The sequence below is a fragment of the Umezawaea sp. genome (genome assembly GCF_036375055.1).
Classification (GTDB): Bacteria; Actinomycetota; Actinomycetes; order Mycobacteriales; family Pseudonocardiaceae; genus Umezawaea.
In genome coordinates, this window is the sequence record NZ_DASUSQ010000027.1 from 50,466 (window position 1) to 64,992 (window position 14,527).

Below are 14,527 nucleotides of genomic sequence, written 5' to 3' on the forward strand. Positions count from 1 at the left end.
GTGGGTGCTCTGGCGCTCGAACACCTCCGCCTCCGGCTGGCGGACCTGCACCAGGCGCTGCGGGTGGCCGTCGACCGCCAGGCGCGGGAGGCCGCGGCCCTCAGCCGCCCCGACCTGACGCCGTTCTGCGTCACCGACGAGCAGGTGAGCGCGCTGCTGAGCCGCGTGGACGCGGTCACCGAGGCGATGACCGAGCCCCCGGATCCACCGGGCGGCGACTCGGAGGCCGAACAGCACCTGCGCCGCCTGGCCGCCGCGCGCGGCGTGACGCTGCCGCTGGACGCGCTCCGCACCCGGTTCGGCCTGTCGCGGTCGGAGCAGGACGCGCTGCTGCTGGTCGCGGCCCCGGAACTCGACGCGGCCTACGGGCGGATCTACGCCTACGTCGTGGACAACCTCAACGACCGCGCCCCCAGCGTCGAGCTGCTGGTCTCGGTGTGCGCGCGGACCCCGTCCGGCAGGCTCGCCCTGCGCCGCGACCTCGGTGCGACCGGGAGGCTGCGCCGCTACGGCCTGGTCCGCGGCGAGGCGGGGGAGCTGGCACCGGGGGAGGGCGTGTTCGAGTTCGTGATGGGCTGGGGCGGTGACATCGGCCTGCTGGGCCACGATCCGGGCGAGGTGGCGACCTCGGCAGTCCCGGACCCGGCGTCCGACGGCCTCACCCGCCTCACCCGCCTCGGCCGCGCGCTGGGCGACGGCGACGTGGACCTGGTCGGCCTGTGGGGCTGCCCACCCGACGGCCAGGTCGACGTCGCGGGGGCGCTGGCCGCGGCGGCGGGCCGACCGCTGCGCCGCGCCACGTCCGACCCCGTGGGCGACCTGCGCACGGCGGCCGACCTGGGCGCGGTCCTGTGGCTCACCACAGACGACCCGGCCCGCCACGAGGAGGCGCTGCTGCGGTCCAGGGTGCCCGTGTGCCTGACCGGCGTGACCCCGTGGCGCCCGCCCCGGCTGCTCGCCGCCCGCGCCTACGCCGAGCTGACGATCCCCGCACCGGACTTCCCGGCCCGCAAGGCCATGTGGCGGGCCGCGTTCCCCCTGCTCGACCGGGAGGCCGTCGCCGACCACGCCGCCCGCTACCGCATGAGCGGCGGCGAACTCCGCGCCGTCGCGGCGGTCGCGGACGTCGACGCCCGGCTGAGCGGCGACGACCGGGCGACGGACCACCTGGAACCCGCCGTCGCCACCGTGATCCGCGGCAGGCACAGCAGCGCGGTGCGGTCGATCATCCCGCGCCGCACCAGCGAGGACCTGGTCCTGCCCGACGCCCAGACCCGGCTGATCACCGAGATCGCGTCGGCCGCGCGGGCGTGGCCGCGCATCGCGGAGGCGTGGGGGTTCGCGAGGCGCACGGCGCACGGCGGCATCAAGGCCCTGTTCACCGGCGAACCGGGCACCGGCAAGACGATGTCGGCCGAGGTGATCACCGGCGTGCTGGGCCTGGAACTGCTGAAGGTCGACCTCGCGCAGGTGGTGTCGAAGTGGGTCGGGGAGACCGAGAAGAACATGGAGGCCGTCTTCCAGCAGGCCGAGGACAGCCACGCCGTGCTGCTGTTCGACGAGGCCGACGCCCTGTTCGGCAAGCGCGGCGACGTCAAGCACGGCACCGACCGCTACGCCAACCTCGAAGTCGGCTACCTGCTGCAACGCCTGGAGTCCAGCGACGGCCTGGTCATCCTCACCAGCAACCTCAAGGAGAACATCGACACCGCCTTCACCCGCCGCTTCCAGTTCGTCGTCCACTTCCCCCGCCCCGGCGCGCCCGAACGCCGCCGCCTGTGGCACCGCGCGTTCCCACCGGAGGCCCCGCTGTCGGCCGACATCGACCTGGAAGCCCTGTGCCGCCTCGACATGACCGGCGCGGGCATCGCCGCGGCGGCCCGCGCCGCCGCACTCACGGCGGCCGACACCGGCAGCCCGGTCATCGGCATGGCCCACGTGGTGCGCGGCATCTCCCGACAGTTCCAGCGCGAGGCGAGACTGTTCCGCCCGTCCGAGCTGGGCCCGTATGCTGAACTACTGGCCGACAACGGGGATCGGGGTGATCGGTGATGCCGGAACTGCTGCCACCGCAACACCAACCGGCCGTGCCCGTGACGGCGCGGGAGCTCCGCACCGCGGCGGCCTCGGACCACGGCAAGAAGCCGCTGGTCCTGGTTCCGGCGGTCATCGGCAACGCCCAGGCCGCGAAGACGGCCATGGACTCCTCGGCGAGGACGCTGCCCTCGCACGTGGCGTCCACCTTCGCGGCGGGCCAGGACCGGGTGGGGAACGCGGCGGTGGCGGGGGCGGCGATGCGCACGATCCCCATGGCGGTGCCGAAGAAGGAGAGCACGCCGGGGCTGTGACGCGCTGCGCCGGACCGGCGCGGGCGCGGCGTCCCGCCACTCGGACGGGTGCGACACCAGCTTCGCGGTTCGGGTGCGGTTGATTCGGGGCGAACCCGTGATTAGGGTGGATTTTCGGTCGGAACGGTGTTGTCGAGCGTGTGTCCGTTGGTGAGGTTGGGCGTGGGCGGCGAACCGCATTCACGGGTGATCACGACGCGGTCCGGTGAACGGCAGTTCCAGGCGGTCGTGCACTGGCGGCACGAGTTCGGACCGGCCCACTGCCTGGCGCGCGTGCAGCTCTCGGCCAGGCCGGTGGCGATCGTCTCGGAGATCAGGAGCAGTCCCGACGAACTGGGGATCGGCTCCGAGTTCCCGGTCGTGGCCGGTGCGGTGCTGGCCGCGCTCCCGCCCGACGTCGAGGTGGCGCCGGAGGACGTGACCTGGCTGGCGCACTACGGCGAGTTCTCCTCCTACGACGCCTACGCCGCTCCGGAGGACCTCGACCGGGTGGACCTGCGTTGGGACGGAGCCCGGTACCACGGCGACCTGGAGGATCACCACATACTCGAGGGCGATGACGCCGCCCGACTGCTGGCGGGTGTCGAGTTCGCGCCGGTGCCCGACGTGCTGGGCGACCTCGGCTGGACCTACTGACGTCACCTCCGGATGCGGCCCTCCGGGTCGGTGAGCCGCCACGTCGGCACCTCCGCGCGCGAGCCCAGCTCCTTGCGCACCAACCGTTCCGCGAGGATCGCCATCTCCACCGGCCCGATCCCGCCCGGTACCGGCGTGACCTGCCTGGGTATCGGCCTCGCCCTGGGGTCGACGTCGCTGGCGGGTGGGCCGGTCCGCTTCGGCACGAAGCCGGAGTCCACCACCAGGCGGTGGCTCGGCAGGACGAGTTCCGGTGTCAGGATCCCCTCCTGCCCCGTCACGGAGATCACCACCGCCGCGTCCCTGACCCGCGCGAGGCTGTCGCCCACGTCGAGTTCGATGATCCTCACGTCGAACTTCCCGAGCTGGCTCACGACGCCCCTGCCCACGAACCCCTTCGCGCCCACCACGGCGACCACCGGCTTGTCGCCGAGGAACGGCTCGGCGACCCGGACGACGCCCTCGGAGGTCGCGCCGACGGGGAACTCCGACCGCGCGGGCCCGAGGATGGAGTCGATGTCCTTGCGGGGGTCGATCAGGTTGACGGCCGCCCGGTACCGCTGCCGCACCGGGAGCTGGACGATGATCGCCGTCACGGACGGGTCCGAGTTGTAGCCGCGGATGACGGCGGCGAACTCCGCGACCGGGATGTTGTGGTCCAGCTCCACGTGCTCGGGGATGAACCCCAGGGCCGTGGTGATCCGCTCCTTCTGCCGCGCCGAGACCGCGGACGCCTCCATGCGGGCCCTCCACTGCCACTCCGCGCTCGGCGCGGGCTTCATGCGGATGACCGCCACCTTCTTCCGCAGGGGAACGATCTGCTCGCGGAACCTGCCCGCGTACTCGGCCCGCACCTGCCGGAGGATCTCCACACCGGAGACCTCGTTCTCGTAGATGTGGATCTTCACCTCGAATCCGTACGGGTGCTCGGGTGTGCTGTCCGAGGGATTGACCCGACCCTTGACGCGCAGCGACGAGACGCCGTCGCGATCCCTGGACACGAGCACGAGCGACGTGATCTCGTGCCTTGCGCGGATGGAGGGCAGCGCGGCCTTGATGTCGGCGGGCGGGAGCCGGTCGTCGAAGAGCTTCTCCGCCTCCTCGAGGGCGGCGTCCAGCCTCCGCTTCTTCTTCGTGGGCGTCTGGTCCCGCTCGCGGTCCGGCCGTCTCCTCCGGTCCGCGCCGGGCTTCCTCCCCCGTCGTGGCCGCCGGCGTTGGCGCGGACGTGCCGTCCTCCGGTCCCTGTCCTTCCGCGGCTCCTTCGGCTCCTTCGGCTTCTTCCGCCGGTCCATCCGGGCCTTGAGCTTCGCCCACAGCTTCCTCAGCAACCCGGTGATCTTGTCGATCACCCAGTCGATCGCCCGGTTCACCGGCCGCGCCAACTGCTGGAAGATCGACCGCACCTTCCCCGCGATCCCCCCGATCCCCAGGATCGCCGCCAGCGCCCCGATCAGCACCGGTATCGACCTGGCCAGCGCCCGTTCCACCAGCGCCGCCACCCCACCCGTGGCCCCGCGGGCGATGGCGATCACCGAGTCCAGGACCGCGTTGACGAACTCGATGATCTGACGCCCCTGCGTCACGATGAACCGAATGATGTCGATGATCATCTTGCAGGCGCGGATGAACGCCGACGCGGGGTTGAGCAGGGACACGATCCAGGTGACGCCCGCGATGATGATGGTCGGCAGCAGGTACGACACGAGCTTGCCGATCAGCTCCTTCTTCAGGTCGCCCACGCGGCTCTTGAGGTCCGACCACAGGCCCGCGACCCCGCGTTTCCTCGCCTCCACGACGATGGGAACGGCGTCCGCGCCCGTCTCCGCCGCCGCCAGCGCGCGCGGGTCGACCTTGCGGGCCAGGCGGGCGCGGAGGTTGGGCCACGACAGGCCCAGCAGGCCGGCGATCATGACCAGGATGCCGAGCACGTCGAAGGTCGTGGGCAGTTGCAGGCCCGCGCCGACGCCGGTGCCCAGCAGCCACGCCAGCACACCCTGCTGGAGGTGGCGTCCGGCGTTCTTCATGAATAGCTTGAGGCCGCCACCCACACCGGTGATCAGGTTGCCGAGGAAGCCGATGGGGTCGCGCAGGATCAGACCGACGGCGGTCGCGGCCTTGCGGAGCACGCCCAGGAGCAGGCGGCCGAGTTCCTTGATGGTGTTGATGACACCGCCGATCTTGTCGGCGGCCTTGGACCACAGGCTCTTGTTCTTCTCCTTCTCCGCGGCGATCTCGGCGTCGACCGCCTTGACGGCGTCGGTGTACTTCGTCGCGAGCGTGTCGACCAGCTCGGTCCCCTTGTCGTCGACCGAGTCGCGCAGCTCGTCGAACCGGCCGTTGAACTCCGCCGCCGCCTCGCGTCCGATCGCCCGGAGGTCTTGGGGGAGCTTGTCGACGGCCGCTTTCAGCTCCTCGCGGCCACTGGCGATGCGGTCCTTGGCCCTGCGCAGCTCGCGCTCGACGGTGTCGGCGATGCCGGAGATGACACCGCGCATCGCGGTCAGGTAGTTGTCCTTGGCCCGGACGTAGATCTGGTTCGCCTCCTCGGGGAGGTCGGCGAACAGGTCCTTGACCCAGCGCGCCTTTCCGTCGAGGCCCGAGTAGCGGCGGCTCTTGTACTCGCGCATCCCCTCGGTGTGCTCTTCGGTGAACCTGTCGCGGGCGCGCTTCTCCTCCCTGCTGAACTGCTGGTCGACCGTTCCGTCCAGGTCGGACAGGATCTTCTCGACGTCGGTCTTGGTGCGGTCGAACACCGTCTGGAGCAGCGCGGTGACCTGGGCGCGCTTGTCCTGGTCCTGCCCCTTGCGGTCGACCTTGCCGGTCATCACCCGATCGCCGGTCCGTGCGCGGGTGGCGTGGATGGCGCCCACCGCGGTCGCCCCGCTCGCCGCCGCCGTCCTCTTGACCTCATCGAACTCCCGCGCCTCGCCCTTGCGCAGCTCGCCGGGAGCGGTCGCCGCGTGCGCGTCCATCGCCTTCTTGTCCCGCACGGCCCCGTCGAACGCCGGTTCGCGCGAGTTCGTGAACGCCAACTGCTGCTCCGTGACGTTCGCCGCGGCCATCTGGCCCTGGACCCGCGCTGGACCCGCCGACATGTCGGTCGCCGACGGTGGCGACGCGTCCGGCACGGCCTGGGTCGGGTTCGGCGGGGCAGGCTTGCCCGGCCGCTGGTCCGGGGTCAGCGGCACGACCTGCTTGGCGTCCGGCGCGGGTTCCGGCACGGCCGCGGTCGTGTCCGCGATCTCCTTGGCTGACCCCTCCTTGCCCGCCTCCACCTCGCCCTGGACCTCAGCCTTGACCTCGTCGGCCTTGCCGGACCCACCGAACTCGTCCGCCTCGTCGAGGTTCTTCGGCGCCCGCTTCGCGATGGCGTCCTCGACCGCCCTGACGAACGCGGCCTTGTCGAACTCCCTGGGCTTCGCGGCGTCCATGTCCTCGGCGTGCGCGGCCTTGCCCCGTGCCTCCCGGTCGTCGGCGGGCGGCACGGACGCGGCCTGGGCTGCGCCCGCCTCCGCCGCCGCGGGCGGGTGGCTCGACCCGATCCGCTTCGTCGTCGCCCGCACGTCCCGCTTGAGCGCCCGGAACTTCGGATCGGCGCTGGGGGACCGCGTCCCCGTCCTGCCCCTCGTTTCCTTCTCCGCGCCCTCCGCCTTCTCCTCGCGCCGCAGGTCCTTGGGGTCCGGTGCGGGTGCGGATGGCACCTTCGCCCTGCGCTGAACGGATGGTGCGGGCCGTCGCGGGATGACCGGGGACGGTGCGGTGGCCTGCCTCGCGACCACTTGGTTGCCGACCAGGTCCTGCCCGGCCAGCATCATCCGCCCGGTCCAGCCCGACGGGTCCGGCCCGGTTCCGCGGGGGAGCACCCCCGGCGCGGAGGCCCCCAGCACCGAGGTCACCGCCGCGTTGCCGACCCACGCCCGCGCCGCCACCACGTCGCTCGACCCGCGCGCCATCGCCGTTCCGCCCGACGGCACCCGAGCCCGTGCCACGTCCGCCTCGGGCGACGGCGTCGCCGAGGTCGCGGGCGCACGTGCCTTCACGGGAACGGGCATCCGGTGCGGCTCCTCCTGTCACAGCCCTGGAGCGCCCCGAACGATCGCACCCGACGCGTCGCGAGCGCGTCACCACCGCATCACGACCGGTCCGACGTCCGTTTCGTTCAAGACACCCGCGCGCCGGACGGCCCATGCTGGCGTCATGACTGTTGACCTCTCCCGCGCGGCGGCGTTCCTGGCAGGCCACGGCCGGGTGCTCGACCGCCGTTGTCTCGACCTGCTCCTGGGCCGTGCCGGTGCGGACGCGGTGCTGGCCGCGGTGGACGGCTACCGCAACCCCGACGGCGGCTACGGCTGGGGACTGGAACCGGACCTGCGGGCCCCGGAGAGCCAGCCCGCCGGAGCCCTGCACGCCTTCGAGGTGTTCGAGGACGTCGCGCCGGTGACGACCCCGCGCGCGGTCGAGCTGTGCGACTGGCTGGACTCGGTGACGCTGCCGGACGGCGGGCTGCCGTTCGCGCTGCCGGTCGCCGACGCCACGGGGTGCGCGACGTTCTGGGCCCAGGCAGACCCGTCGGTGTCGGCCTTGCAGAGCACCGCGTTCGCCGCCGGTGTCGCCCACCGCGTCGCCGCGCACGACCCCGCCGTCGCCGCACACCCGTGGCTGGCGCGGGCGACCGCGTTCTGCCTGGACGCCATCGCCGCGGTGGAGGCCCGGCCGCACGCGATCGAGCTGTCGTTCGCCATCCGGTTCCTCGACGCCGCCCACGACCGCCACCCGGAGGCCGCGACCCTGCTGGAACGGCTGGGGAGGTTCGTGCCGGACACCGGGCTGGCCCCGGTCGCGGGCGGCAGCGAGGGCGAGACCATGCGCGCGCTGAACTTCGCGCCGGTACCGGGGACCCCGGCGGGCGCGCTGCTGCGCCCCGGCGTGATCGAGGCCGAGCTGGACCGGCTCGCCGAGCGGCAGCGGGACGACGGCGGCTGGGAGGTCGACTTCGCCAGCTTCTCCCCGGCCGCCGCGCTGGAGTGGCGTGGCTACGCCACGGTCCAAGCGGTGCGGACGTTGCACCGGGCCGGACGGTTGGCGCTCTGAGACCGCCTGGTCACGGACGTGGAGGCCTAGAGCGCGAGCATCGCCGCGGCGACCTCGTCGGCGGCCGAGCCGGGGATCGCGGTCGCGGCCCGGTCGAGCACCAGCAGTCGTGCGCCGGGGATCTCGCGGGCGAGCGCCTCACCGTTGCCCAGCGGGAAGAACGGGTCTCGGCGGCCGTGCACGACGAGCGTCGGCACCGCGATCTCCGGCAGCCGCTCGCGCCAGCGCGGCGCGCAGTCGAGCCTGGAGAACACCACGCCCAGGTGGTTGGCCACCCGGACGGCGGGGTCGGTGCCCGGAGTGCGGTCGAAGACGCGCTCGGCGACCGCCCGTGCCGCGGCGGGGTCGTCGCCGAGGACCTCCGCGCTCGCGGCGGCGAACTCCGCCACGGCGCCGCGGTCGGACCAGTCGGGCATCGGGAGGGCGAACAGCGGGCCCATCGCCGCCGCGTCGTGGTCGGGCAGGTCGTCGTCGACCGGACCAGGTGCGACGGGCCGCGTTCCCGCCAGGGTGAGCGCCGAGAACGCGGTGGGGTGGTCGAGCGCGGCGACCTGGGCGACCATCCCGCCGACGCCGATCCCCGCCAGGTGCGCGGGCCGGTCGTCGAGGCCGCGGGCGAGCGCGGCGGCGTCGGCCGCGAGGTCGCGGAGCGAGTAGGCGGGCGCCTCGGGGTCGACGGTCGTCGAGGTGCCGGAGTCGCGCAGGTCGTAGCGCACGACGTGGCGCCCGCCGAGTGCGAGCGCCCCGCAGAGCGCGTCGGGCCAGGAGAGCATGGTCGTGCCGCCCGCGAGCAGGACGAGGGGGTCCGACGCGTCGCCGAAGTGCTCGACCCCCAGCGTGACGCCGTCGGGCGTGCGGAACGAGTGCATCGTCGAACCTCCGGGACGGCTGAGCGGTCCGGCACACGGTACGTGCGGAACCGCACCACCGCGTCGCACGGCTCCGACCACGGGCGGGGCGTCGGTTCGGGCGAAGGTGAGTAGGCCGAACCGAAGTGGCACCGCCGGATCCGATCGGGGATGATGACGTGCTCGGGGAGGTGTCGACGTGGCGAACCCGGTCCGTGAGGATTCGCGGTGGTCGGCTCGACAGGGGGAGAACGTTCCGATGGTGAAGCACGTCCGCGTGTCCGCTTTCGTGGTGGCGCTGGCCGTCCTGGCAGGCTCGTGCGGCTCGTCCACGCCCGCGCGCCCGCCCGCGCCACCCGCCGGGTCGGCCGGGTTCCCGGTCACCGCGGGCACGCTGACGCTGGAGGAGAAGCCCACCCGGATCGTGGTGCTGGCGCCGTCGGCGACCGAGATGCTCTTCGCGATCGGCGCGGGCGAGCAGGTCGAGGCGGTCGACGACAACTCCACCTACCCGGCCGAGGCGCCGAGGTCGGCGCTGTCGGGCTTCCAGCCCAGCGCCGAGGCCATCGCGGGCCACGAACCCGACCTGGTCGTGATCTCCAACGACCTCAACCAGATCGTGGACCAGCTCGGCACGCTGAGGATCCCGGTCTACCTGGCGCCCCCGGCCCGCACCCTGGACGACAGCTACACCCAGATCACCGAGCTGGGCAGGCTCACCGGCCACACCGCCGAGGCGGCCGACGTCGTCACGCGCATGAAGGACGACATCGCCAAGATCGTCGCGGACACGCCGCAGCGGCAGGACAAGCCCACCTACTACTACGAGCTGGACCAGGCGCTGTACTCGGTGACCGGGCAGACGTTCATCGGGGAGCTGTTCGGCAGGCTGGGGCTGGTCAACGTGGCGGACGCGGTCGAGTCGAGCCAGGTCAACGGGGGCTACCCGCAGCTGTCGGCCGAGTTCCTGCTCCAGGCCGATCCGGACCTGATCTTCCTCGCCGACACGAAGTGCTGCGGGCAGACCCCGGACACGGTCAAGGCCCGGCCGGGCTGGAGCGGCATCACGGCGGTGCGCACGAACCGCGTCGTGCCCCTGGACGACGACATCGCCTCGCGCTGGGGCCCGCGCGTGGTGGACCTGGTCCGGACGATCGCGGACGCGGCGGGCGAGGTCCGATGAACGGCCGCTCGTCGTGGTGAAGCCGCTCGCGGACGGCACGTCCGCGCGGCGGGTCCCCTCTCCGGTCCCGCTGCGGCCCCCTCGGCTGCGCGCGGTGTGGCTGGTGGCGGGTCTGGTGGTGGTCGTGGCCGCGCTGCTCGTGGGCGTGAGCACCGGCCCGGTCACCCTGCCGCCCGGCTCCGTGGCCGCGGAACTGCTCAGCCTGCTGCCGGGCGTCGACCTGGACAGCGGCCTGTCGGAGCGGGAACGGGCGCTGCTGCTCGACCTGCGCCTGCCCAGGGTCGTGCTCGGCCTGCTCGTCGGCGGGCTGCTGGCCCTGGCGGGCGCCTGCTACCAGGGCGTGTTCCGCAACCCGCTGGCCGACCCGCACCTGCTCGGTGTGGCGGCGGGCGCCGGGCTCGGCGTCACCGCGGTGATCACGCTGCGCCGCGGCGCGGACGGCGGTGCGGCCACGGTGCTGCCGCTGGCCACCCCGCTGGCCGCGTTCGTCGGCGCCGTCGCCGCCGTGGCCCTGACCTACGCGCTGGCCGCGCGGGGCGGCGCGGCGGGCGACCGGTCGCCCGCCACCCTGATCCTCTCGGGCGTCGCGGTGTCCGCGTTCCTGTCCGCCGGGCAGACGTTCCTGATGCAGCGCGACGCCGACGCCATCCGCGAGGTCTACTCGTGGCTGCTCGGCAGGCTCGGCACGGCGGGCTGGCGCGACGTCCTGCTGGTGCTGCCCTACGCGGTGGTGACCGCCGTGGTCGTGCTGCTGCACCGGCGCGACCTGGACGTGCTGTCGGTGGGCGACGCCGAGGCCTCCGGCCTGGGGCTGGACCCGCGGCGCACGCGGTACGTGCTGACCGCGGTGGCGTCGCTGGGCACCGCGGCGGCGGTGTCGGTCTCGGGCCTGATCGGGTTCGTCGGCATCATCGTGCCGCACACCGTGCGGCTGCTCGCGGGCGCGGGCTACCGCACCATCCTCCCGGTCTCGATGCTGGTGGGCGGCGCGTTCCTGGTGCTGGCCGACCTGGTGGCGCGCACCGCCGCCGCGCCCGCCGAGATCCCGATCGGCGTCGTCACCGCGTTCCTGGGCGCGCCGTTCTTCGTCCTGGTGCTGCGCACCAGCACGGGGACGCGGTCGTGACCGCCCCCGAACCGGTGATCGCCACCCGTGACGTGCGGGTGGAGCTGGGCGGCAGCCGCATCCTCGACGGGATCGACCTGACCGTCACCGCGGGCGAGTGGGTCGCCGTCATCGGCCCCAACGGCGCGGGCAAGTCGACCCTGCTCAACGCGGTCAGCGGGCTGGTGCCCGCGACCGGCGACGTGCGGCTGTTCGGCCGGGACGTGCGGCGGATGCGGCACCGCGACCGGGCCCGCGTCCTGGCCTCGGTCGCCCAGTCGCCGATCGTGCCGCCGGGCATCACGGTGCTCGACTACGCGCTGCTCGGCCGCACCCCGTACCTGCCCCGGTTCGGCCGCGAGTCGCGGGCCGACCTGGAGGTGGTGCGCGACGTCCTGGTCCGGCTGGAGCTGCTGGACTTCGCCGACCGCGTGCTGGTGACGCTGTCCGGCGGCGAGCTGCAACGGGTGTTCCTCGCCCGCGCCCTCGCGCAGCAGACGCGGCTCCTGCTGCTCGACGAACCGACCAGCGCCCTCGACATCGGCCACCAGCAGGACGTGCTCGACCTCGTCGACGACCTGCGCCACGACCACGAGCTGACCGTCCTGACGACCATGCACGACCTGTCGACCGCGGGCGCGTACGCCGACCGGGTCGTGCTGCTGGCCGGTGGCCGAGTGGTCGCCGAGGGCACACCGCGCGAGGTGATCACCGAAGAGGTGCTCGCCACCCACTACCAGGCGAGGGTGCGGGTGATCGACGCCGACGACCGGCCGGTGGTCGTGCCCGTCAGGACCCGCTGACCCCGAGGAGGCCCGCCGTGGAACACCGCACCCGCGCCGACGGTCCCGCGCGGCTGCCCGGCGGCGGCCCGACCCCACCCCGACGACGGACAGGTACCTGACAACGGAACCAGGAGGACATCATGGCGTTGAGCGCACAGGCGGAACTCATCTGGCAGGGCCGGACGCACCTGGGCGACGAGCCCGGGATCCACGGCGACGCCGCCTACAGCGGCCTTGGCGTCGAACTGCCCATCACCCTAGACAAGACCGACCAGTCGGCGCCGGACACGACGACGCTCGTCGTGCGCACCAGGGACGTGCAGACGTTCCAGGGCTACCCCGGCCACCTCATCACCGTCGCGGCCTACGTGCCCGACCCCACCCAGCCCAACCACGCCAACCGCACCGTCCTGGCCCGTGAACGGCTCACCAGCGCCGACGACAACGTCAAGGAGGTGGAGGTCGACCTCTCGGGGCTGGCGTTCCCCGCCTTCGTCGGGGTCCGCGTCCAGGTCGACACCGACGTGCCGCCCGGCCTGTACGACGACTTCCTGCTGGTGCGGCTGAGCAACTCGTCCGCGAACTTCGCCTTCGTCGCGTCGTTCGGCTTCCGGGCGTGACCGCCGCCGGCCCCACCGAGGACCTCGCGCCGGAGCACCGCACGCAGGACCTCCCCGGCGCGGCGCCGCACGCCGTGGGCGGGCGGGCCCGGCTCGGACGCGGTGCGCGCCTGCTCGACGTCGGCGGTGGGGCCGGCGGTTCGGCCGTGCAGGCCTGCTTCCCGTTCGGCGAGCCGCCGCCGACCTGCGGAGGACCCGACCGGGCCCGGATGACGGCCTGCTCCCGCGAGTCCCCGTTCGTCACCGTCAGCGGCCTCGTCACGGTGCCGCTGCCGCTGGGCGGCACCGCCTTCGTGCCGCTCCCGGAGATGCCGGGCTGGACGGCGGCCCGCGTGCTGCTCGCCCACCGGGCGTTCCGGGTCCGGGCGGGGGGAGCCGGGTGAGGCTGGAGCACCACGAGGTCGAGGGCCGACCGGTGCTGCTGTGGCGGGCCGACCGGCCGTGGCTGGCGATCTCGTCCGCCGTGCACGGTGGCGGCCTCGGCGAGCGGAACTGGGTCCTCAACGCCACCGTGCGCTCCGACTACGACCGCGACGACCCCGGCGAGCACGTGGCCGCGCTCGCCGCCGCGTGCGGGGCGACCGGACCCGGCACCGGAGTGCTCACGGCGTTGGACGTGCACCGGGCGGAGACCGTGACCGACCGGGGGGTGACCGTCACGGCGACGACCGGGATCGGCGCCCACCCGACCTGGGCGGCGGGCGACGAGGAGTTGGCGTGGCTGCCGGGCACGATCAACGTCGTGGGCTGGTTCCCCGTGCGGCTGACGCCCGCGGCGCTGGTCAACGCCGTGGCGACCGTCGCGGAGGCCAAGGCCCAGGCGCTGCTGGAGGGCGGTGTGCCCGGCACCGGCACCCCGACCGACGCCACCGTGCTGCTGTGCCCGACGACGGGTCCGACCGAGCCCTACGGCGGGCCCCGGTCCGTGCAGGGCGCCCGGCTGGCGCGCGCCGTGCACGCCGCCGTGCGGGCCGGCCTGCGCACGTCGCCGATGACCTGGGCCGACCGGCCGGGGGAGTGAGCGCTCAGAGGAGGGTGGCCGTGCGGACCAGGTCGGCGAGCGCTCGGGACCGGCTGTGCGGCGGCCAGGCGACGACGGTCGTCACGGGCGGCGCGTCCACGACCGGCACGGCGGTCAGGCCGTCGAGCAGGGCGGCGCGGCAGGACTCCGGCAGGACCACCGTGGTGCGGCCGAGCGCGATCAGCTGGAAGAGCTGCGTCTGGTTGCGGACCTCGGCGCCGGGACCGTCGGGGTAGGTGCCGTCGGGGCCGGGCCAGCGGGCCATCGGGAGGCCCGGCAGCGAGCCGACCTCCGCCGTCCGGACGTGGGACCGGCGGGCGAGCGGGTGCGAGGTCGGCAGGACGGCGACCTGGCCCTCGGTGGTCAGGACCTCGGTGTCCAGGTCGGCCGTCGAGTCGTACGGCAGGTGCAGCAGCGCGACGTCGGCCCGGCCGTCGTGCAGCGGGCGCTGGGGCTGGGACTCGCACAGCAGCAGGTCCACGGCCACCGCGCCCGGCTCGGCGGCGTAGGCGTCGAGCAGCTTCGCCAGCAGGTCGCCCGACGCGCCGGTCTTGGCGGCCAGCACGAGCGCGGGCGTGCTCGTCGCGGCGTGCCGGGTCCGCCGCTCGGCCGCGGCCAGCGCCCCGAGGACCGCCCGCCCCTCGGCCAGCAGGACCGACCCGGCTCCGGTGAGCGCCACCCTGCGGCTCGTGCGGTCCAGCAGCGCGACGCCGAGCCGGTGTTCGAGCTGGGCGATCGTCCGCGACAGCGGCGGCTGGGCGATGCCGAGGCGCTGGGCGGCACGGCCGAAGTGCAGCTCCTCGGCGACCGCGACGAAGTACCGCAGCTCCCGCGTCTCCACGGCTCCAGCCTACCGGCCGATCGATACCGCCAGGGTATCGACGCACCAC

13 protein-coding genes are annotated in these 14,527 nt (G+C 73.8%); 10 read left to right on the forward strand and 3 right to left on the reverse strand.

All coding sequences use genetic code 11. The features are described 5' to 3' along the window. The 3 genes from VFZ92_RS08975 (at position 1) to VFZ92_RS08985 (ending at position 2,984) form a co-directional block, all read left to right on the forward strand. Positions 1–2,052 (forward strand): ATP-binding protein, encoded by a 2,052-nt coding sequence (locus VFZ92_RS08975; protein ID WP_330875356.1) that lies wholly within the window; start codon positions 1–3, stop codon positions 2,050–2,052. Beyond that, positions 2,052–2,348 carry a hypothetical protein gene (locus VFZ92_RS08980; protein ID WP_330875357.1) on the forward strand — a complete coding sequence of 99 codons (297 nt, stop codon included), beginning with the start codon at positions 2,052–2,054 and terminating at the stop codon, positions 2,346–2,348. The genes VFZ92_RS08975 and VFZ92_RS08980 overlap by 1 nt, the downstream gene beginning before the upstream one ends. Positions 2,349–2,534: 186 nt before the next feature. Continuing rightward, the gene (locus tag VFZ92_RS08985; RefSeq protein ID WP_330875358.1) at positions 2,535–2,984 is read left to right on the forward strand and encodes a hypothetical protein; all 450 of its coding nucleotides are present in this window, start codon (positions 2,535–2,537) and stop codon (positions 2,982–2,984) included. A gap of 2 nt (positions 2,985–2,986) precedes the next feature. Here VFZ92_RS08985 and VFZ92_RS08990 read toward each other — a convergent pair whose 3' ends face one another. Beyond that, a complete protein-coding gene (locus VFZ92_RS08990; RefSeq protein ID WP_330875359.1) occupies positions 2,987–7,036 on the reverse strand; it encodes a tetrahydrofolate dehydrogenase/cyclohydrolase catalytic domain-containing protein in 4,050 nt (1,349 codons plus the stop codon). A 145-nt stretch (positions 7,037–7,181) separates the two neighbouring features. On the opposite strand from VFZ92_RS08990, the gene VFZ92_RS08995 reads away from it, so the two are divergent. Then, entirely contained in the window at positions 7,182–8,075 is an 894-nt protein-coding gene (locus tag VFZ92_RS08995; protein WP_330875360.1) for a hypothetical protein, read from the forward strand. Positions 8,076–8,101: 26 nt separating this feature from the next. Here VFZ92_RS08995 and VFZ92_RS09000 read toward each other — a convergent pair whose 3' ends face one another. Next, positions 8,102–8,944 carry an alpha/beta hydrolase gene (locus VFZ92_RS09000; RefSeq protein WP_330875361.1) on the reverse strand — a complete coding sequence of 281 codons (843 nt, stop codon included), beginning with the start codon at positions 8,942–8,944 and terminating at the stop codon, positions 8,102–8,104. A 238-nt stretch (positions 8,945–9,182) separates the two neighbouring features. Here VFZ92_RS09000 and VFZ92_RS09005 point away from each other — a divergent pair, with 238 nt between their 5' ends. The 6 genes from VFZ92_RS09005 (at position 9,183) to VFZ92_RS09030 (ending at position 13,637) form a co-directional block, all read left to right on the forward strand. Next, complete coding sequence (locus tag VFZ92_RS09005; RefSeq protein WP_330875362.1) at positions 9,183–10,106, forward strand: ABC transporter substrate-binding protein; 924 nt, start codon at positions 9,183–9,185, stop codon at positions 10,104–10,106. A gap of 16 nt (positions 10,107–10,122) precedes the next feature. Then, positions 10,123–11,232, forward strand: coding sequence for an iron ABC transporter permease (locus VFZ92_RS09010; RefSeq protein WP_330875363.1), 1,110 nt, complete (start codon positions 10,123–10,125; stop codon positions 11,230–11,232). Continuing rightward, entirely contained in the window at positions 11,229–12,014 is a 786-nt protein-coding gene (locus VFZ92_RS09015; RefSeq protein WP_330875364.1) for an ABC transporter ATP-binding protein, read from the forward strand. The genes VFZ92_RS09010 and VFZ92_RS09015 overlap by 4 nt, the downstream gene beginning before the upstream one ends. A gap of 122 nt (positions 12,015–12,136) precedes the next feature. Further along, a complete protein-coding gene (locus VFZ92_RS09020) occupies positions 12,137–12,616 on the forward strand; it encodes a hypothetical protein (RefSeq protein ID WP_330875365.1) in 480 nt (159 codons plus the stop codon). Beyond that, positions 12,613–12,999, forward strand: a complete 387-nt coding sequence (locus VFZ92_RS09025; RefSeq protein ID WP_330875366.1) for a hypothetical protein — start codon at positions 12,613–12,615, stop codon at positions 12,997–12,999. Before VFZ92_RS09020 ends, VFZ92_RS09025 begins: the two co-directional genes overlap by 4 nt. Then, on the forward strand, positions 12,996–13,637 hold the full coding sequence (locus VFZ92_RS09030) for an adenosylcobinamide amidohydrolase (RefSeq protein ID WP_330875367.1): 642 nt from the start codon (positions 12,996–12,998) through the stop codon (positions 13,635–13,637). The genes VFZ92_RS09025 and VFZ92_RS09030 overlap by 4 nt, the downstream gene beginning before the upstream one ends. 4 nt (positions 13,638–13,641) lie before the next feature. Here VFZ92_RS09030 and VFZ92_RS09035 read toward each other — a convergent pair whose 3' ends face one another. Continuing rightward, positions 13,642–14,478: a LysR family transcriptional regulator gene (locus VFZ92_RS09035; protein ID WP_330875368.1), complete on the reverse strand. Its 837-nt coding sequence runs from the start codon at positions 14,476–14,478 to the stop codon at positions 13,642–13,644. Positions 14,479–14,527 lie beyond the last annotated feature (49 nt).

Bases quoted from the DNA above. Each gene is read 5' to 3' on its own strand.
- VFZ92_RS09000 (WP_330875361.1), bottom strand. From the start codon at position 8,944: ATGCACTCGTTCCGCACGCCCGACGGCGTCACGCTGGGGGTCGAGCAC.
- VFZ92_RS08980 (WP_330875357.1), top strand. From the start codon at position 2,052: ATGCCGGAACTGCTGCCACCGCAACACCAACCGGCCGTGCCCGTGACG.
- VFZ92_RS08990 (WP_330875359.1), bottom strand. From the start codon at position 7,036: ATGCCCGTTCCCGTGAAGGCACGTGCGCCCGCGACCTCGGCGACGCCG.
- VFZ92_RS09005 (WP_330875362.1), top strand. From the start codon at position 9,183: ATGGTGAAGCACGTCCGCGTGTCCGCTTTCGTGGTGGCGCTGGCCGTC.
- VFZ92_RS08995 (WP_330875360.1), top strand. From the start codon at position 7,182: ATGACTGTTGACCTCTCCCGCGCGGCGGCGTTCCTGGCAGGCCACGGC.
- VFZ92_RS09020 (WP_330875365.1), top strand. From the start codon at position 12,137: ATGGCGTTGAGCGCACAGGCGGAACTCATCTGGCAGGGCCGGACGCAC.